The organism is Amycolatopsis roodepoortensis (assembly GCF_014873915.1).
In the GTDB taxonomy this organism is placed as follows: Bacteria; Actinomycetota; Actinomycetes; order Mycobacteriales; family Pseudonocardiaceae; genus Amycolatopsis; species Amycolatopsis roodepoortensis.
The window spans coordinates 784,900-802,603 of record NZ_JADBEJ010000008.1; the positions used below are offsets into that span (position 1 = coordinate 784,900).

Consider the following 17,704-nt stretch of genomic DNA (forward strand, 5'->3'; position numbering starts at 1 on the left):
CACGGTTACGGTTTCGTGACCTGACGTGGGGGCGGGTACCGTAGACGCTCGTGCGCCTAGGGGTACTCGACGTCGGTTCCAACACCGTCCACCTGCTCGTGGTCGACGCCCACCGTGGCGCCCACCCGACCCCGATGCATTCCGAAAAGGCCGTCCTCCGCCTCGCCGAGCAGATCACCCGCAACGGCGACCTGAGCCGGGCGGGCGCGGACAGCCTCGTGCGCGCGGTCGAATCGGCGAAGGCGGCCGCGGCCCGGCTCGGCTGCGAAGAGGTCATGGCGTTCGCCACCTCCGCGGTCCGCGAAGCCAAGAACGCCCCGAAGGTGCTGGCGAAGGTCCAGGAACAGACCGGCGTCGAGCTCCGGGTGCTTTCCGGGATCGACGAATCCCGGCTCACCTTCCTCGCCGTCCGCCGCTGGTTCGGCTGGTCGGCCGGGAAACTGCTGGTCCTCGACATCGGCGGCGGCTCCCTGGAGGTCGCGATGGGCCGTGACGAGGAGCCGGATCTGGCCGAATCGCTGCCCTTGGGCGCCGGCCGGACCACCCGGACGCGGTTCCAGCACGATCCGCCCACCCGGTCGGAGCTGATCGCGACTTCGGCGTGGCTCGAAGAACAACTCGCCCCGCTCGCGAAGAAGGTCGCCAAATTGGGTGAACCCGATCGTGTCGTGGCGACGTCGAAGACGTTCCGGTCGCTCGCCCGGCTGACCGGAGCGGCGCCGTCGGCCAGCGGGCCGCATGTGCGCCGTACCCTGACCGACACCGCGTTGCGCCAGCTCATCGCGTTCATCTCCCGGATGACCGCCCATGACCTGGCACAACTCGAGGGGGTCAGCGCGAGCAGGGCGCATCAGCTGGTGGCGGGCGCGCTCGTCGCACAAGCCACCATGCGGGCGCTTTCCCTGGAAGAACTGGAGATCTGTCCGTGGGCGCTGCGAGAAGGTGTCATCCTTCGACGGCTGGACCATTCGAACGGTGCGGACGAGACTGTGGGCGGCAGCGCCCGACTGGACTTAGTCGACGGAGAACGGGCACGGTGAAGAGGTGACGGAGATGCGGATGACGGTGGATAGCGCGCGCGACGCCGCCCATGCCCCGTCGCGTGCCGGTTCGCAACGGCTGGAGCGCGCATTGGACTGCACGGTATGACGGACGAGACAGAGGGCGGCCAGCCACAGAAGACCGTGGCGGAGCTGCTCGCGCAGCACGGAGCCCAGCCCGAGGGCGGGCGCCGCAGGCGACGCCGCGCGGCCGACGACGACGAGGCTCCCGAGCCCGCTCGCGGGCGGCGCGCGCCGTCCCCGAGCGACACGGCGCCGCAGGCGATCATCGACAGGGTGTCCGGCGACACCCCGCCGCCGCTCAACCGTCCGCCGCGCCGCTCGCGCCCGCAGGACTCCGGAGCGCGTCCGCTTCCGCAGCCGCAGCAGGACTCCGGTCCGCGTCCGCTTCCGCAGCAGGACTCCGCGCCGCTGCCGGTGCCGCCGGACGTCGCGTCCACCCCGACCCGGCAGACGCCGCCGGTGCGCCCGCCGCAGGAGCAGAGCGGCTATCAGCAGCGTCCGCCGCAGCCGCCTCAGCAGTCGGGTCAGTTCGCGCGGCCGACACCGCCGCAGGAGCAGAGCGGTTACCAGCAGCGTCCGCCGCAGCCGCCGCAACAATCCGGCCAGTTCGCGCGGCCGACACCGCCGCAGGAACAGTCCGGCTATCAGCAGCGTCCGCCGGACTCCGAGGGGCTGCCGCCGCGTGGCCGTCCCCGCCCGGAGGAGACCCGCGGCGCGGTGCCGCCGGTCCGCCGTCGCCCCGAGCCGCCCGCCGGACCCCCGTCGTCCGGGTTGTCGGCGAGGCTCGACGGTGGTCTCGACACCCCGGCCGAAGACGTGCAGGACCAGCCGGGTCCGATGGCCAGCGGCGCGTTCGCGACGCCGCCCGCCCAGCCGGCGCGGCGCCGCCGTCCCGCGGCGCGCCCCCCTCAGCCGAAGGCCGAGCCGAACACCGAACAGTTCGCCGCGGTCGGCGACGAGGCGCCGGCCGAACCCGAGGCACCCGCGCCGGTGGAACCGCCGGCACCGCCCGCCGGCCTCGCCGGATGGCGTAAGCGCAGGCAGAAGGTGCAGTCCGAGGACACCGAGGTCGGCGGGATCCCGCCGGTGCCGCCCCCGGTCGCGCCCGTCGAGCCAGACGCCGATCCCGAGCCGGACCCGTTCGACGCGGGCCCCCCGACCATGGGGCATCCCGCGCCGATGCCCTTCGTGCCGCCGCACTCGCTCGACGACCGCGACCGGCAGGACAACCTCGACGAGTACGAGCGCGAGTTCGCCGACCCGGCGTACCCGGACGGCGGCCCGGACTTCGGCCGCGACGACTACGGCTACCGCGCCGACGACTACGAGGACGACTACGACGACAGCGTCGACGATGTCGTCGAGGACGAGCCCGCGGCGCCCGCCGAGAAGGTCTCGCCGGGCAAGCAGTGGCTGGCGCTGGCCGGTCAGCTCGCCCTCGGCGTCGTCGGCGGCGCCGGGGTCTGGCTGGGCTTCAACTGGCTGTGGGTGAACATCCCCGCCGCCGCGCTGGTCGCCGCGTTGCTGGTGATCGTCGCGCTGGTGTGGATCGTCCGGAAGATCCGCAAGGCGGAGGATCTCCAGACCCTGGTGCTCGCGGTACTGGTCGGACTGGTGGTGACGGTCTCACCGGCCGCACTCCTGCTGGTCGCGCGTTAGCGGCCTCGGGAAGGATGCCGGAATGGTTCAGCAGATTCCGGTAGGTCTCTCGACGGCGTCCGTCTGGCCGTTGCGGGCGGGCGCGGCGTTCGAGCTGGCCGCCGACCTCGGCTACGACGGTGTCGAGGTGATGGTCTGGGCGGACCCGGTCAGCCAGGACATCTCCGCGCTGCGCCGCTGGTCGCGCCGCACCGGCGTGCCGGTGCTGTCGATCCACTCGCCCTCGCTGCTGATCACCCAGCGCGTGTGGTCGCCGGATCCCGAGGTCCGCCTGCGGATGTCCGTGGACGCGGCGCAGGAGCTCGGCGCGCGCACGGTCGTGGTGCATCCGCCGTTCCGGTGGCAGCGCCGCTACGGCGACGCGTTCGGTGACCTCGTCGACGAGCTCGAAGAGGCGAGCGGGATCGAGATCGCGGTCGAGAACATGTTCAAGGTCCGCCCGCCCGGCGGCTCGCGAACGTCCCGCGTGTCGGCGTTCCGGCCGTCGATCGACCCTACGGACGTAGGGTTTCGCCACTACACGCTCGACCTGTCCCATACAGCGGCAGCCGGGATGGACGCCCTCGCGCTCGCCGAACGGATGGGGTCCGGGCTCGCGCACGTCCATCTGGCGGACGGCACGGGCCTGCCGAAGGACGAGCACCTGGTGCCCGGACGCGGGATCGAACCCTGCGCCGAACTGCTCGAAAAGCTCGTGAACAGCGATTTCTCCGGACAGGTCGTGCTGGAGATCAACACCCGGCGCTCGCCGAGCGCGGCGCGGCGGTCGCGGGATCTCGCGGAGTCACTCCTGTTCGCGAGGCTTCACCTCGGTCAGTGACAAAGATCGTCTCCGGGTGCGGAGATTCATTCCTCACTGCGCCCGAGGCGCTGGTACACGTAAAGTTCCGACCGTGAACCAGCTGCGCTTGTTGATCTCCCGCACCCCGATGGATCGGCTCGTGGCCTGGGTCAGTGCTCGGTGAGCGCGGCCGACGACACGAGCACCTCCTTCGACGCGGCGTGCGCGACGAGATCGCTGGGTGACGGCACTTTCACGGCGGTCCTCCGGACCGAATGGTCGATCGGTGGACACCCCCACGGCGGCTTCCTGATGGCACTGATGGCACGGGCCGCCCTGACCTTCCTCCACGAGCGCGGCGAGCCGCCGTCCGAGCCGCTCGCGATCAGCGCGGAGTTCCTGCATCCGCCCGCGGTGGGGCCGGTGCTGCTGCGCATGGACGTCCGGAAGGTCGGAAGGCGCGCCTCGGTCGTCGCGGTCACGCTGGAGCAGCGGGGCCGCAGTTGCGTCGAGGCCAGGGTGACCACCGGGCGGCTGCCGATGCGGCGTCCGGAGTGGACCGACGTCCCCGTCATGCCCGCGGAGCCGCCGCCCGGCGCGGTACCCATGACCGGCGAGACCTCCGAAGGCCTGTTCAACCTCGCGAAGGGTTGCGAGGTCCGGCTCGATCCCGCGAGCGTCGGCTACCTGCACGGCCGGATCGGGGACCCGCCGAGGATCCGGCTGTGGGTCCGGCCGAGGCACGGGCTCGCGGATCCGTTCTTCGCCCTGCTCGCGAGCGACGTGAACCCGCCGGTGGTCTACAACCTCGGGCGGGTCGGCTGGGCGCCGACCGTGCAGCTGACCGCGTTGCTGCGCACTCGCCCGGCGCCGGGCTGGCTGCGGGTGCTGGTCGAGAGCCGGTCGGTGCACGAGGCCTGGTTCGACTCGGACGCGCTCGTGGTCGACTCGCAGGGCAGGATCGTCTGCCAGGCGCGGCAGCTGGCGCTTGCCCCGGCGCCTGGAGCCTGACGGCTGTTTGGCACGCTGAACGGCATGAGTGTGATCGCGGTTCTGGGTGCCGGGAAGATCGGGGAGGCCCTGCTCTCGGGCCTCCTGCACGGCGGGCACAGCCCCGGCGACCTGCTGTTCACCGAGCGGTACCCGGCGCGCGCGGCCGAGCTGACCGAGCGCTACGGCGTGCACGGGGTCAGCGTCGCCGACGCCGCCCGCCGGGCCGACGTGCTGGTCGTCGCGGTCAAACCGCAGGACATCGAACCGGTGCTGGACGAGCTCGCGCCGCTGCTCGGCTCGGAGTCACTGGTGGTCTCGCTGTGCGCGGGCCTGCCGACCGCCCTGTACGAGCGCAGGCTGGCCGACGGCGTCCCGGTGGTGCGGGTCATGCCGAACACCCCGATGCTCGTCGGAGAGGCGATGAGCGCGGTCTCCGCGGGGGCGCACGCGACCGCCGAGCACATCGCGGTGGTGAAGGACCTGCTGTCGCACGTCGGGCAGGTCGTCGAGGTGCCAGAGTCGCAGCAGGACGCCGTCACGGCGCTGTCGGGCTCCGGCCCCGCGTACTTCTTCTACCTGGTCGAGGCCATGATCGACGCCGGCATCCTGCTCGGCCTGCCGCGCGCGCTCGCCGGACAGCTGATCATCCAGTCGGCGGTGGGCGCGGCGAAGATGCTCGCCGAGTCCGACGAGCACCCGGTGCTGCTGCGCGAAGCCGTCACCTCGCCCGCCGGGACGACCATCAACGCCATCCGCGAGCTGGAGAAGCACGGCGTCCGCGCGGCGCTGCTGGCCGCCATCGAGGCCGCGAAGGACCGCTCGACCGAGCTGGGCGCCGCCCACGAAGGCTGAAGCGACCCGAGCTCAAGGCGACCGAGGTCTTTTGATCTCTTGTAGTCGCGCGTTTAGGCCGTTAGGCCCCGCGATCGTGATGGCAGGGCGCCGTTCGAGCTAACGCGACTTCGCTGCGTAGCCGCGTCCTGGCAGTGCGGTCGCGGTCGCGCGATATTTATCCGGTCTCGCGTCGCTTTAGCCACACGTGTCCCGCTACTCTCAGGAGAGCACGTGCGTGTCGATACCACAGGTGGGGAAGCCTCGTGGCGCGACACGTGTCGAAGGACACGGTGAATCATGCCGCCGAACAAGAAGGATGACCTGCCTTCAGTGGGCCAGGTCCAGTTCCTGACGGTCGCCGAGGTGGCCACGCTGATGCGGGTCTCCAAGATGACCGTCTACCGCCTCGTTCACTCGGGCGAGTTGCCCGCGGTGCGCGTCGGGAAGTCGTTCAGAGTGCCCGAAAAGGCCGTTCACGAATATCTGCAGGGCGCGTACTTCGACGTGGGCTGAGGCCCGTTTCGCGGGACAGAACGTGCCCGCCCGAGGGCGTCTTCCGGGGCGCGAGTACCCTGGAAGACCGCTCGTGCCTGTGCGCTCCACCCGTTGGACGCTGCGCCGGGCAGCGTGACCGACGACGAAGGAAGGAGCGCTCACGATGGGCTCTGTGATCAAGAAGCGCCGTAAGCGCATGTCGAAGAAGAAGCACCGCAAGTTGCTGCGCCGGACGCGCGTTCAGCGTAGGAAGGCCGGCAAGTAAGACACAGCCGGTGAGTGGCCCGTCCAGTTTCTGGACGGGCCATTCCCATTTCGTGGGCGGTTTCCGCCCATTCGAGTGAGACGTGCATCCCCTCTGCGAGCGGCTGGTTAATAGCATGTAAGCGCTGGCTCGACTACCCCTAATGAGCGGTAACATCTCAAGGGCAGCCGCGCGATGCTTCCAATGAGTGCAGGTTCGCGCACACACGGTCGATGGACCAGCGCTCAAGGTCATCAGGACCCCGTGATCGAAGTCCGAGAACCGCCCGAAAGCCGCAGGGAGTCCTATGCCGTCGAACATCGTGCTCGTGACCGGGGTCGGGGGAGACCTTGGCGGGAAGCTGCTCGCCAGACTCGGCAACAATCCGGAGTTCGAGCGGGTGATCGGCGTGGACACCACGCCCCCTCGCAAGGCGGTCCTGCAGCGGATGGGGCACGCCGAATACGTCCGCGCCGACATCCGCAACCCGCTGATCGCCAAGGTGATCAGCACGGCCAAGGTCGACACCGTGGTGCACGCGTCGTGCACCGCGCATCCGGCGGGCCCCGCTCGCCGCACGGCGATCAAAGAGGTCAACGTCATCGGCACGATGCGGCTGCTGGCGGCCTGCCAGCGCTCGCCGCTCGTGCGCAAGCTCGTGGTGAAGTCGACGGCCGCGGTGTACGGCGCCGGAGCGCGCTCCCAGGCCGTCTTCACCGAGGATTCCGAGCTCATCCCCACCTCGACCAGCGGGTACGTGAAGGACGCCGTCGAGATGGAGGGATACGTCCGTGGTCTCCTGCGCCGCCGTCCCGACATCACGACGACACTGTTCCGCTTCGCCAACATCATCAGCCCGGAGATCGACACCGTGCTTTCGCGCTACTTCGCGCTGCCGGTCGTCCCCACCGTCTTCGGCTACGACGCGCGGATCCAGCTGCTGCACGCTTCGGACGCGCTGTCCGTGTTCGAGCAGGCGACGCTGAACGACAAGCCAGGCGTGTTCAACGTCGGCTCGGAAGGGGTACTCACCCTTTCTCAGGCGATCCGGCGGGCAGGCCGCGTCGGACTGCCGATGCCCAGCGGTGTCGTGCCGTCGGTCGGCAAGGTGCTGCGCGGAGCGAGGGTCGTCGACTTCTCCGCCGATCAGGTGCGGCTGCTGAACTTCGGCCGCGTCGTGGACATCACGAAGCTCAAGCAGGACTTCGGCTACACCCCGCGCTGGACGACGCGGGAAGCGTTCGACGACTACATCACCGGCCGCGGGCTCCGGCCCGTGGTGGACGGCGGCAGGCTGGCCGGTTTCGCGGGCAAGGTGCTGGTGGCCGCGGCGACCGGACAGGCGACCCACCGATGAGCAGACCGCACGAGAACTCTCACGAAGGCGAGGCGGAAAACGTGAGCGGCGCTGAAGCGCAGGTCATCCCGTTGCACGGCCCCGGCAGAGAGAAGCCGGACCCGGCCGTCCAGGCGGAACGGGATCTTCGCGAGTCGGAAGAAGCGCAAGAACATCTGGAGCGGGAGCGCCGGGCCGACGCGCCCGTCGTCGACTTCCCCGGAGCGGCGCGCGTCGCGCCCGCCAGGACCCGTCCGGCCGACGCGGATCTCCTCCCGGCCTCCCTCAGGACGGCGCTGGGCTTCCTGCGTGACCGGTTGACCGGTGACTACACCGTCGACGAGTTCGGTTTCGACGCCGAGCTCACCGAGACCCTGCTGTTGCCGCCGCTGCGCGCGCTGTACGAGAAGTGGTTCCGCGTCGACACCTTCGGCGTCGAGAACCTGCCCGCCGACGGCGGCGCGCTGCTGGTGTCGAACCACTCCGGCACGTTGCCGCTCGACGCGCTGATGACCGCCGTCGCCGTGCACGACCACGTCCCCGGCGGCAGGCATCTGCGCGGTCTCGGCGCGGATCTGGTGTTCCAGGTGCCGCTGGTGGGCTCCTTCGCCCGCAAGTCCGGGCAGACCCTCGCCTGCAACGCCGACGCGGAACGCTTGCTGCGCAAGGGAGAACTCGTCGGCGTCTGGCCGGAAGGGTTCAAGGGGATCGGGAAACCGTTCTCGTCGCGGTACAAACTGCAGCGGTTCGGCCGCGGTGGTTTCGTTTCGGCCGCGCTGCGGACGGGCGTGCCGATTATCCCCGTGTCGGTCATCGGCGCGGAGGAGATCTACCCGAAGATCGGGGACATCAAGCTCCTCGCGCGCGTGCTCGGCCTGCCGTACTTCCCGGTGACGCCGTTCTTCCCGCTGCTCGGCCCGCTCGGCGCGATCCCGCTGCCGACGAAGTGGAGCATCGAGTTCGGCGAGCCGATCCGCACGGACACCTACGACGCCGACGCCGTCGACGACCCGATGCTGGTCTTCACGCTCACCGACCAGGTGCGGGAGTCGATCCAGCAGTCGCTGTACAAACGCCTTTCGCAGCGAAAGAGCGTCTTCAAGGGCTGAAACGCGTCACTCGCGTGATCAGACGCGTAACTCGCGTGATTGGGGCCGTAACTCACGAGTTACGGCCCCAATCACGCGAATGACGGCTTAAAACACGCGAGTTACGGGTTGGGCTCCGCGTTCAGTGCGGTGTTGGGCAAGCGCGGCGGGTTGCGAAAGCCCGGACCGCATCCAGAGGACTAAACGCGGGGCTTAGCGCTTCCGGTACGCCATCCCGGCCGCGACGGCACCGGCCACGGCGCCGACGCCGAGCACCGAAGGCACGCCGATCTTCGCCGCCTTGCGCCCGGTCCGGAAGTCGCGGATCTCCCAGCCGCGCGCCCGCGCGACGTCGCGAAGACCGCCGTCCGGGTTCACCGCGACCGCGGTCCCGACGACCGACAGCATCGGGACGTCGTTCTGCGAGTCGGAATACGCCGTGCAGCGCTTGAGATTCAGCCCTTCGCGTGACGCCAGCGCCCGGACGGCGTGGGCCTTCGCCCGGCCGTGCAGCAGGTCGCCGACGAGACGGCCGGTGTACACGCCGTCCTTGGTCTCCGCGACGGTCCCCAGCGCGCCGGTGAGGCCGAGGCGCCGCGAGATGATGGCCGCGAGCTCGATCGGGGTCGCGGTGACGAGCCAGACGCGCTGCCCGGCGTCGAGGTGCATCTGCGCGAGTGCCCTGGTGCCGGACCAGATCTTGTCCGCCATCAGCTCGTCGTAGATCTCTTCGCTGATGTCGGTCAGTTCCTGCACGGTGCGGCCGGCCACAAAGGACAGTGCGCGCTCGCGGTGGGTCTTGATGTCCTCTTTGTTCTCCCGGCCGCCGAGCCGGAATTTCACCTGCTGCCAGACGAATCCGGCCAGATCGGCGGAGGTGAAGAACTTGCGCGCGGCCAGGCCGCGGGCGAAGTAGAAGATCGACGCGCCCATCATCATGGTGTTGTCGACGTCGAAGAACGCGGCCGCGGTCAGGTCCGGCGGAGCGGGCGGCGCGGGCGGCTCGAGTGCTTCGGCGGACGCGGTCGCCATGGCGGCCTCGGCCGACGCCTCGCCCGCCAGCTCGGCCAGTCGTTCGAGCTCTTGACTCTTATCCTTGCCCCGCCAAACTGACACGCACACCGCCTCCGGAATCCCAGGTGCCTGTGCACAGCGTAGCGAGCGGCCGAGCACGCTGTCCCGGGTGTGGTGCCTGCCTCACGTGACACCGAGTCAGCCGATGGTTATCGGCGGTAATCCCGGAATCAGCGGCGGAATGGAAATGAGCGGCGGCTTCGGCGTGGTGGTGGTCGTCGGCAGCGGCGGCAGGTTCGTGGGGCCGGGAACGGGCACCACGGGCGGCGGCGTGCCTCCGGTCGGCGGTGCGATCGGTCCGGTCGGGACCGCGGTGTCCACGGCGGACGACGGCGGCGCGGAGGACACCGGCGCCGGCGACCCGGTCGGTGCCGACGACGGCGGGGAAGACGTCACCGGCGGCAGGACCGCGTGGGGGGAATCGGGGTCGCGGACGCAGTCACCGGCGGCCGGGACCGCGCCCAGTTCGTCGGAAGAGCCCGTGGTGATCGTGTAGCAGACCAGCCGCGAGCCGAGATCCGTCGTGCGTTCCTGGACCTTGTCGAGCAGGGCACGGGCCGCGGAGAACTTGTCGCGCGCCTCGGCGGGCGCGTGCTCGACCTGGAGACCGAGCCGGTCGGACTGGTTCCGCGCCCAGGTGCGGAGTTCGGCGAGCCGGGTCTGGCCACCCTGATCGGTGACGAGCGCGGTCAGCCGCGAGACACCGGCGCGCAGATCCGTCTCGAAATCGGTGAGGCCGGTGAAGTAGGCGTCGGTGGGCGCGCCCTGCCGCGTCAGCTCGTCGAGCTCGCCGACGCGGTTCGCGGCGAACTCCAGATGCTTCTTGGCCTTGTCCTGCTCGTCGAAGGTGAGCCCGAGCGCGGCCGATTCACCCGCTCGTTTGATGCCGTACAGCGGATCGCCCGGCAGCGCGTCCTTGGACAGCAGCAGGGTGATGCCGCCGAGCGCCAGCACGAGTGCGACGGCGGCCGCGGCGAGGTTGGCGACAGCGTGACCGCGGCGCTTGGGGGCGGCTTCGGCCTCGGCGAGCCGCCCGGCGATCTCGTCACGGATGCGTTGGCGGGTCTCCGCGTCGGGGGCGCCGCCGGCGCCCAGTTCGCGCAAGCCGCCGACGAGCGCAAGTTCGTGTGCGAACTCGTCGTCGTCCGGGGAGTCGATGCCGTCGACAAGGTCGGCGAAGCGGTCACCGTCCGCCCGCTCCCGCGCGAACCATCCCGGCACGCCCACGGCGAAGTCTCCATCTGCTCAGCCCGGTCCTGACACCGGTCTGGCTGTGAAAACGAGCGGGGACGCCCAAGGGTTACGGCAAGGCCGGGTGAGGCATAAATATGGGACTTTAACGCAATCCGGTGGGCAGAAGTTGTGCCAAACGGCGTACCGCGCGGTGCTGAAGGGCCTTGATGGCGCCTTCGTTGCGCTTCATGATCGCGGCCGTCTCGGCGACCGAAAGCCCCTGCATGAACCGCAGCACGATGCACTCGCGCTGATCCTCGCCGAGTTCGGCGACGCAACGCAGCAGTTCGGCCCGGGTGGCGCGGCTGATGGCCTGCTGTTCGGGCCCGGCGACCGCCTGCACGCCGACGTTCCCGATCGGCGCGCCGTTGGGCTCGGCGACCTCGTCGGTGACCACTTCGAGGCGGAACCGGCTCGACTTCACGTGGTCGAGGATGATGTTGCGCGCGATGGTGACGAACCAGGCGCCGACGTCACGGCCCTGATAGCTCACGGACGTGATGCGGCGAAGCGCGCGGAGGAACGTCTCGCTGGTGACGTCCTCGGCGAGGTCCCGGTCGCCGAGGCGGAACAGGACGTAGCGGTAGACGACGTCGACGTAGCGGTCGTAGAGCCGTCCGAAGGCGGAGGTGTCGCCGTCCTGCGCGGCGCTGACCAGCTCCCACGCTTCGGCCTTCGCGGCTTCGGCGGCGTCTGAGCCTTCTTCCGCCTTGGGGCGGGCCGCGGGCGCCGCGGGGAAACCACTCCGGCGGAGGATATGGCCCGCCAGCATCGAGACGGGGTTCGGCGCGGGAAGAGTCACGGTCCACCTCCCGTTCCGGACAGGGAGGACCGGCCCGCATGTCCCACCGCCGCGTGGGCCTGCAAGATCTGCACGTCCGGACTCCCTTTCTCACCATCGAGTGATCAACACCACTCGACGACGCCCAGCAGCATACGTGTAGTTACCGCGAAGTAGGTAGCGGTGCCGGGGTTACGGAACTGCGACGAAAGCGAGTGACACCCATGACGGTGGGCGAGATGACAAACTGGCAACGCCGTTTCACCGAGGGAAGAGGTTCGCAGTTGAGCGCGGAGCAGGTTGCCGAAGGAAGCGTGCCCACCTTGCTTGCCGAGGCCGCCCGTCAGTGGCCCGGCAAGGTGGCCGTCCAGGAGACCGGCGGAGGGGTCGCGCTGACCTGGTCGCAACTCGACGCCGCCGCCCACGCACTGGCCCGTGCCCTGGTCGACGCGGGAATCGAGCGCGGGGACAGGGTGGCGCTGCGGCTGCCGACGTCAGCCGCGTTCGCGGTCTCGCTGTTCGGTGCGCTCCGGGCGGGAGCGGTGGTCGTGCCGATCTCGCCGCAGGGCCCGGCGGCGGAGCTGAACGGGCTGCTGGAGCACAGCGGCGCTCGGCTCGTCCTCGAACGCGAAGTCACCGAGGAACTCCCCGACGGAGTGACAAGCCTCTCACCGCCGGTTACCTCTGATGGAGCAGTCGAACCGGTCGACGCGTCCGGGGCCGGCGAGGACATAGCGGTCATCTCGTACACCTCCGGCACGACCGGCCCGCCGCGCGGCGTGATGCTGTCGCATCGGGCGCTGCTGGCGAACCTCGACCAGCTGAGCCGGATCGTCCCCACACCGCTCGTGCACGGCGACCGCGTGCTCATCACCATCCCGTTGTTCCACGTCTACGGGCTCGGGCCCGGTCTCCTGCAGACCACGGCGGTCGGCGCGACGGCGATCCTGTCCGAACGGTTCCTCGCCGAGCGCACGCTGGCCGACTGCGCCGAGTACCGCGTGACGTCGATCGCCGGCGTGCCCGCGATGTACGCCGAATTCGCCGCGATGGACCCGGAAGAACTCGGCCGGGGCCTGTCCACCGTCCGGCGGATGACCTCGGGTGCGGCGCCGCTGCACCCCAAGATCCTCACCGCGCTCCGCGGCGCCACCGGCCTCGACGTCTACGAGGGCTACGGCCTCACCGAATGCGCGCCGGTGGTCACCACGACGCTGGTCACCGGTTACCCGAAGCCGGGTTCGGTCGGGCGGCCGCTGCCCGGTGTCGAGCTCCGGCTGGTCGACAGCGACGGCGACGCGGAGCCCGTCCCGCTGGACCCGGACGACCTCGGCGACGCCTTCGACGAGGACGGCGGCACCGGCCTGGTGTCGATCCGCGGCGCGAACCTGTTCTCCGGTTACTGGCCCGACGGCTCGCACGGTCCCGGCGAGGACGGCTGGTTCCGCACCGGCGACGTCGGCTACCTCGACACCGACGGCGACCTGCACCTGGTGGACCGCGCCAACGACCTGATCATCGTCAACGGTTTCAACGTCTTCCCGCACGAGGTCGAGAACGTGATCTCGATGCTGGACGAGGTCGTCGAGGCGGGCGTCGTCGGCGTCGTCGACGAGCGGACCGGTGAGGCGGTGAAGGCCGTCGTCGTCCCGGCGCCCGGAGCTTCGCTCTCGGAGCAGCAGGTCGTCGAGCACTGCGCGGAGCACCTGGCGGGGTACAAGGTGCCGCACACCGTCGAGTTCGCGGAGTCCCTGCCCCATTCCGCCACCGGGAAGCTGCGCAGGATGCGCCTCAGGTAAGGATTGATGGCATGGCGCATCACGTGACCGTCATGACCCGCACGGGTTGCCACCTGTGCGAGGTCGCGGAACAGGACATCGAGCGGATCTGCGGCGAACTGGGCGTCGCCTGGTCGGCGGAGGACGTCGACAGCGACCCCGAATGGCGGGCCGAGTACGGCGACCGCGTGCCGGTGATCCTCGTCGACGACGCCGAGCACGGCTACTGGCGCGTCGAAGAGGACAGGCTCCGGAAGGCGTTGGCGTAACACACTCGTAAGGGGCGATCGGCCGACCTGAAGGCCGGTTCGCTCCGAAGATGGAGTCGTGGACGAACGCAGGCTCACCTCTTCCCAAGCCGCGCTGACCGGGCTCCTGTCGCTGGTGGCCGCCCTCGGCGTGGGACATCTCGTCGCGGGCTTCGTGGGGTACACGGCCTCGCCGTTCGTCGCCGTCGCGAACTTCGTCATCGACCACAGCCCGCACGCGGTGGTCGCGTGGGCCGAGCAGACGCTGGAGACCTGGGACAAGTTCGTCCTCAAGATCGGCCTCGCCGTCGTGCTGGTGCTGTTCGCGCTGCTCGCCGGGCAGCTCTCGCGCCGCAATCCGCTGCCGGGTCAGGTGATCGTCGGCCTGCTCGGCGCGGCAGGCGTCGCCGCCGTCTTCGTGCGCACCGACCTCGGGCAGATCGCGCTGCTGGCACCGGTGATCGCCACCGTCGTCGCGCTCGTCGTGTTCACCCGGCTGCATTCGTTCTTCCGCCCGAAGGTGTTCTTCGACGACCGTGAGGGCGAGGGGCCGGACCGGCGGAAGGTGCTGATCACCGGGGTCTCCGTCGCGGCGGGGGCCGGTGTCGCCGCGCTGACCGGCCAGATCGTCGGGACCAGGAAGAACGCCGAGGAGTCGCGGGCCGCCGTCGGCAGGCTCGTCGCGACGAGGACCGCGCCGCCGATCCCGCCCGACGCGGACTTCGCGAAGCTCGGCACCCCGCCGTACCTCACTCCTTCGAAGGATTTCTATCGGATCGACACGGCGCTGGTGGTCCCGCAGGTCCGCACCGAGGACTGGAGCCTGCAGATCCGCGGGATGGTCGACCGCGAGGTCACCTATCGGTATGAAGATCTGCGCTCGCGGCCGCTGATCGAACGCGACGTCACCCTGTGCTGCGTCTCCAACGAGGTCGGCGGCCCGTACATCTCCAACGCCCGCTGGATCGGCATCGACCTGCGAGACCTGCTGAACGAAGCGGGCGTGAAACCGGGCGCCGAGCAGATGTTCGCGACCAGCGTCGACGGCTGGACCTGCGGCACCCCGGTCGAAGCCGCCCTGGACCCGCGTCGCGGCGCGATGCTCGCCCTCGGCATGGACGGCGAACCGCTCCCGATCGAGCACGGCTTCCCCGCGCGGATCGTGATCCCCGGGCTCTACGGCTACGTGTCCGCCACCAAATGGGTCACCGAACTGGAGATCACCACCTGGGAGGAGCGCCAGGCGTACTGGCTCGGCCGCGGCTGGGCCAGGGAGGCGCCGGTGAAGACGCAGTCGCGGATCGACGCGCCCGGCTCGGCGGTGAACGCGGGCAAGGTCGTGGTGTCCGGGACCGCGTGGGCGCAGCACACCGGCGTCGCGAAGGTCGAGGTCCGGGTCGATCAGGGGCCGTGGCAGGAAGCCGTCCTGTCGGCGGAGACGTCGAAGGACACCTGGCGGATGTGGTGGACCGAAGTCCAGGTCGCCCCTGGTCAGCACGAGATCGCCGTGCGCGCCACGGACCAGTCGGGCTACACGCAGACGCCGGAGATCGCCGGTACCGTCCCCGACGGCGCCACGGGCTGGCACACGGTGTCGGTCAACGCGCGCTGACGCCGCGTGAAGGCCCCCTTCACGCGGCTCAGCCGAGGGAAGGGGGCCTTCACGCGGGAAATGCCCGGGTGTGGGGTGCGTCATCCCCTCTACCTGTGACTTTGTGCCTGCGTTCACAAGTGGCTACCGTAGATACGTCGCCTCCGAAAGCGCCCGGCATCGAACCGGACTCAGCGCCGCGGGTCAAGAGCCGATTTCCAGGTTCGGGCGATTCATGTCGTCAGCAGGGACCAGAGGGAGCGGACAAGCGTGGTGTCGCAACGAGGCCGGCGCACCCGGGTGACACCGGACGCCGACAACGCGCCCACCGCGGAGATGCCGGCCGTCGAGGCCACCGCCGAACCGGAAGCGGTCCGCGCGAAGTCGATCCCCGAAGCCGCCGTCGCCCGCCTCGCCGTGTACCTCCGTGTCCTCTCCGGGCTGGCCGAGCAGGGCGCGACGACGATCTCCAGCGAGGAGCTCTCGCAGGCCGCGGGCGTCAACTCCGCGAAACTGCGCAAGGACCTGTCCTACCTCGGCTCCTACGGCACCCGCGGCGTCGGCTACGACGTCCAGGTCCTGGTCAGCCAGATCGAGCGGATCCTCGGCCTGACCCGCAAGCACAAGGTCGCCGTGGTCGGGATCGGTAACCTCGGGCACGCGCTGGCCAACTACGGCGGGTTCCCCGGCCGCGGGTTCCCGGTCGAGGCGCTGTTCGACCTCGACCCGGATCTGGTCGGCGTCCCGGTCGGCGGCCTCCCGGTCTCACATCTCGACGAGATCCCCAAAGTCTGCGCCGAACGGCAGATCTCCATCGGCGTCATCGCCACTCCGCCCACCGCCGCGCAGTCGGTCTGCGACCGGCTCGTCGCAGGTGGCGTGCAGTGCATCCTGAATTTCGCCCCGGTCGTGCTGCAGGTTCCGGCACATATCGAGGTTCGCAAGGTCGATCTCGCGGTCGAGCTGCAGATCCTGTCGTTCCACGTCGCTCGTCGCGCCGATCTGGCCGCTAACGGCAACGGCGGAGGGGACAGTGGCCCCGGGGGCGCCGAGAATGGCAGCGTGAACGGCCACGGCAACGGAATGGTGGTGCGCTGAAATGAGCGTGTTGGCGGTCGGGCTCTCGCACCGCAGTGCCGAGCTGAGCACCCTGGAGCGCGTCGCGGTCCCCGCGACCGACGTGACCAAGGTGCTCCATGAGCTGCAGCAGGCCGAGCACGTCAGCGAGGCGATCCTGGTCTCGACCTGCAACCGCATCGAGGTCTACGCCGTCGTCGAGACCTTCCACGGCGGCCTCAACGACGTTTCCGACGTGCTCGCCCGCCAGGCCGGGATGCAGCCCGCGGACCTCTACGACTCGCTGTACGTGCACTACGCGGGCGCCGCGATCGAGCACCTGTTCTCCGTCACCTCGGGGCTGGACTCGATGGTCGTCGGCGAGACGCAGATCCTCGGCCAGATCCGCTCCTCCTACGCCACCGCGCGGGGGGCGGGCACGGTCGGCCGCACGCTGCACGAGCTGATCCAGACCACGCTGCGCGTCGGCAAACGCGTCCACACCGAGACCGGGCTCGACCAGCTGGGCGCGTCGGTGGTCTCCGAGGCGCTGGCCGCCGCGGGCGACATCGCCGGCAAGCACGCGCTGATCGTCGGCGCCGGATCGATGGGCGCGCTGACCGCTTCCCAGCTGCGCAAATCCGGGATCGGCGAGATCACCATCGCCAACCGCACCGAGGCGAGGGCCGCCCGCCTCGCCGCCGCGAGCGTCGAGCAGGGAGTGCCCGCCAAGGCCGTCCAGATGAGCGGGATCGCGGACGCGGTCGCCGAGGCGGACGTCGTCGTCTGCTGCACCGGCGCGCAGGCCGCGGTCTTCACCGCCGCGCACGTCCCGGCCCGCGCCGGGCGCCCGCTGGTCGTCTGCGACCTCGGCCTCCCGCGCGACGTCGACCACGACGTCGCCGAGCTGGCCGACGTCACCGTGGTCGATCTCGAGACCATCCAGCGCCGCATGCGGGATGCGGGCACCCCGACCACCGAACGGCAGACCGCGAAGGCCACCGGCATCGTTCTCGACGAGGTGCGCGAGTACCTCGCCGGCCAGCGCAGCGCCGAGGTCACCCCGACGGTGACGGCGCTGCGGCGCCGGGCGGCAGAGGTGGTCGACGCAGAGCTGCTGCGGCTGGACAACCGCCTGCCGGATCTCGAACCCGGGGTCCGCGAGGAGGTCGGCCGCACGGTCCGCCGCGTGGTCGACAAGCTGCTCCACGGGCCGACGGTGCGGGTCAAGCAGCTGGCCGCCGAGACGGCCGACACCGATTACGCCAACGCGCTGCGCGAGCTCTTCTGTCTCGACCCGCAGGCGCCCGCCGCGGTGGCGAGTCCCACCGCGCCGAAGGGTGCCGGCGGTGAGCGCGGCCCGATCCCGCCTTCGGGAAACGACGCGTCGCGCGCGCTCCGGCCGGAGGCCCCGCTATCGCGACGGCGGGGCGCCGAGTAATGACAAGC

At 70.3% G+C, this 17,704-nt stretch carries 17 protein-coding genes; 14 read left to right on the plus strand and 3 right to left on the minus strand.

Going from position 1 to position 17,704, the window contains the following annotated elements:
- Positions 1-50 precede the first annotated feature (50 nt).
- The 9 genes from H4W30_RS41500 (at position 51) to H4W30_RS41540 (ending at position 8,515) form a co-directional block, all read left to right on the plus strand.
- Positions 51-1,040, plus strand: coding sequence for a Ppx/GppA phosphatase family protein (locus tag H4W30_RS41500; protein ID WP_126733210.1), 990 nt, complete (start codon positions 51-53; stop codon positions 1,038-1,040).
- Between the two features lie 105 nt (positions 1,041-1,145).
- The gene (locus H4W30_RS44425; protein WP_192747701.1) at positions 1,146-2,723 is read left to right on the plus strand and encodes a hypothetical protein; all 1,578 of its coding nucleotides are present in this window, start codon (positions 1,146-1,148) and stop codon (positions 2,721-2,723) included.
- Positions 2,724-2,745: 22 nt separating this feature from the next.
- Positions 2,746-3,543: a sugar phosphate isomerase/epimerase family protein gene (locus H4W30_RS41510; RefSeq protein WP_192747702.1), complete on the plus strand. Its 798-nt coding sequence runs from the start codon at positions 2,746-2,748 to the stop codon at positions 3,541-3,543.
- Between the two features lie 141 nt (positions 3,544-3,684).
- On the plus strand, positions 3,685-4,515 hold the full coding sequence (locus H4W30_RS41515; protein WP_192747703.1) for a thioesterase family protein: 831 nt from the start codon (positions 3,685-3,687) through the stop codon (positions 4,513-4,515).
- Between the two features lie 24 nt (positions 4,516-4,539).
- Entirely contained in the window at positions 4,540-5,349 is an 810-nt protein-coding gene (gene proC / locus H4W30_RS41520) for a pyrroline-5-carboxylate reductase (RefSeq protein ID WP_192747704.1), read from the plus strand.
- A 279-nt stretch (positions 5,350-5,628) separates the two neighbouring features.
- Complete coding sequence (locus H4W30_RS41525; protein WP_016330918.1) at positions 5,629-5,844, plus strand: helix-turn-helix domain-containing protein; 216 nt, start codon at positions 5,629-5,631, stop codon at positions 5,842-5,844.
- A 145-nt stretch (positions 5,845-5,989) separates the two neighbouring features.
- Entirely contained in the window at positions 5,990-6,091 is a 102-nt protein-coding gene (locus H4W30_RS41530) for a 30S ribosomal protein bS22 (protein WP_007030867.1), read from the plus strand.
- A 286-nt stretch (positions 6,092-6,377) separates the two neighbouring features.
- Positions 6,378-7,427: an NAD-dependent epimerase/dehydratase family protein gene (locus H4W30_RS41535; RefSeq protein ID WP_192747705.1), complete on the plus strand. Its 1,050-nt coding sequence runs from the start codon at positions 6,378-6,380 to the stop codon at positions 7,425-7,427.
- Complete coding sequence (locus tag H4W30_RS41540) at positions 7,424-8,515, plus strand: lysophospholipid acyltransferase family protein (protein ID WP_192747706.1); 1,092 nt, start codon at positions 7,424-7,426, stop codon at positions 8,513-8,515. Before H4W30_RS41535 ends, H4W30_RS41540 begins: the two co-directional genes overlap by 4 nt.
- 192 nt (positions 8,516-8,707) lie before the next feature.
- Here the strand turns inward: H4W30_RS41540 and H4W30_RS41545 are convergent, their stop codons facing one another.
- The 3 genes from H4W30_RS41545 to H4W30_RS41555 form a co-directional block, all read right to left on the minus strand.
- Entirely contained in the window at positions 8,708-9,610 is a 903-nt protein-coding gene (locus H4W30_RS41545; RefSeq protein WP_192747707.1) for an HAD family hydrolase, read from the minus strand.
- Positions 9,611-9,706: 96 nt separating this feature from the next.
- Positions 9,707-10,795, minus strand: coding sequence for a DUF5667 domain-containing protein (locus tag H4W30_RS41550; protein WP_192747708.1), 1,089 nt, complete (start codon positions 10,793-10,795; stop codon positions 9,707-9,709).
- Between the two features lie 109 nt (positions 10,796-10,904).
- Positions 10,905-11,603: a sigma-70 family RNA polymerase sigma factor gene (locus H4W30_RS41555; RefSeq protein ID WP_192747709.1), complete on the minus strand. Its 699-nt coding sequence runs from the start codon at positions 11,601-11,603 to the stop codon at positions 10,905-10,907.
- Between the two features lie 293 nt (positions 11,604-11,896).
- Here H4W30_RS41555 and H4W30_RS41560 point away from each other — a divergent pair, with 293 nt between their 5' ends.
- The 5 genes from H4W30_RS41560 (at position 11,897) to H4W30_RS41580 (ending at position 17,696) form a co-directional block, all read left to right on the plus strand.
- The gene (locus tag H4W30_RS41560) at positions 11,897-13,381 is read left to right on the plus strand and encodes an AMP-binding protein (RefSeq protein ID WP_192747710.1); all 1,485 of its coding nucleotides are present in this window, start codon (positions 11,897-11,899) and stop codon (positions 13,379-13,381) included.
- Between the two features lie 11 nt (positions 13,382-13,392).
- Positions 13,393-13,629: a glutaredoxin family protein gene (locus H4W30_RS41565; RefSeq protein ID WP_037332991.1), complete on the plus strand. Its 237-nt coding sequence runs from the start codon at positions 13,393-13,395 to the stop codon at positions 13,627-13,629.
- A gap of 58 nt (positions 13,630-13,687) precedes the next feature.
- Positions 13,688-15,220: a molybdopterin-dependent oxidoreductase gene (locus H4W30_RS41570; protein WP_192747711.1), complete on the plus strand. Its 1,533-nt coding sequence runs from the start codon at positions 13,688-13,690 to the stop codon at positions 15,218-15,220.
- Between the two features lie 249 nt (positions 15,221-15,469).
- Positions 15,470-16,297 carry a redox-sensing transcriptional repressor Rex gene (locus H4W30_RS41575; RefSeq protein WP_378234336.1) on the plus strand — a complete coding sequence of 276 codons (828 nt, stop codon included), beginning with the start codon at positions 15,470-15,472 and terminating at the stop codon, positions 16,295-16,297.
- A gap of 1 nt (position 16,298) precedes the next feature.
- The gene (locus H4W30_RS41580; protein ID WP_192747712.1) at positions 16,299-17,696 is read left to right on the plus strand and encodes a glutamyl-tRNA reductase; all 1,398 of its coding nucleotides are present in this window, start codon (positions 16,299-16,301) and stop codon (positions 17,694-17,696) included.
- The last annotated feature ends 8 nt before the right edge of the window (positions 17,697-17,704 follow it).

Excerpts from the sequence above, each read along its gene's own strand:
- H4W30_RS41565 (WP_037332991.1), top strand. The coding sequence starts at position 13,393 with ATGGCGCATCACGTGACCGTCATGACCCGCACGGGTTGCCACCTGTGC.
- H4W30_RS44425 (WP_192747701.1), top strand. The coding sequence starts at position 1,146 with ATGACGGACGAGACAGAGGGCGGCCAGCCACAGAAGACCGTGGCGGAG.
- H4W30_RS41535 (WP_192747705.1), top strand. The coding sequence starts at position 6,378 with ATGCCGTCGAACATCGTGCTCGTGACCGGGGTCGGGGGAGACCTTGGC.
- H4W30_RS41525 (WP_016330918.1), top strand. The coding sequence starts at position 5,629 with ATGCCGCCGAACAAGAAGGATGACCTGCCTTCAGTGGGCCAGGTCCAG.
- H4W30_RS41510 (WP_192747702.1), top strand. The coding sequence starts at position 2,746 with ATGGTTCAGCAGATTCCGGTAGGTCTCTCGACGGCGTCCGTCTGGCCG.
- H4W30_RS41540 (WP_192747706.1), top strand. The coding sequence starts at position 7,424 with ATGAGCAGACCGCACGAGAACTCTCACGAAGGCGAGGCGGAAAACGTG.
- H4W30_RS41580 (WP_192747712.1), top strand. The coding sequence starts at position 16,299 with ATGAGCGTGTTGGCGGTCGGGCTCTCGCACCGCAGTGCCGAGCTGAGC.
- H4W30_RS41530 (WP_007030867.1), top strand. The coding sequence starts at position 5,990 with ATGGGCTCTGTGATCAAGAAGCGCCGTAAGCGCATGTCGAAGAAGAAG.
- proC (WP_192747704.1), top strand. The coding sequence starts at position 4,540 with ATGAGTGTGATCGCGGTTCTGGGTGCCGGGAAGATCGGGGAGGCCCTG.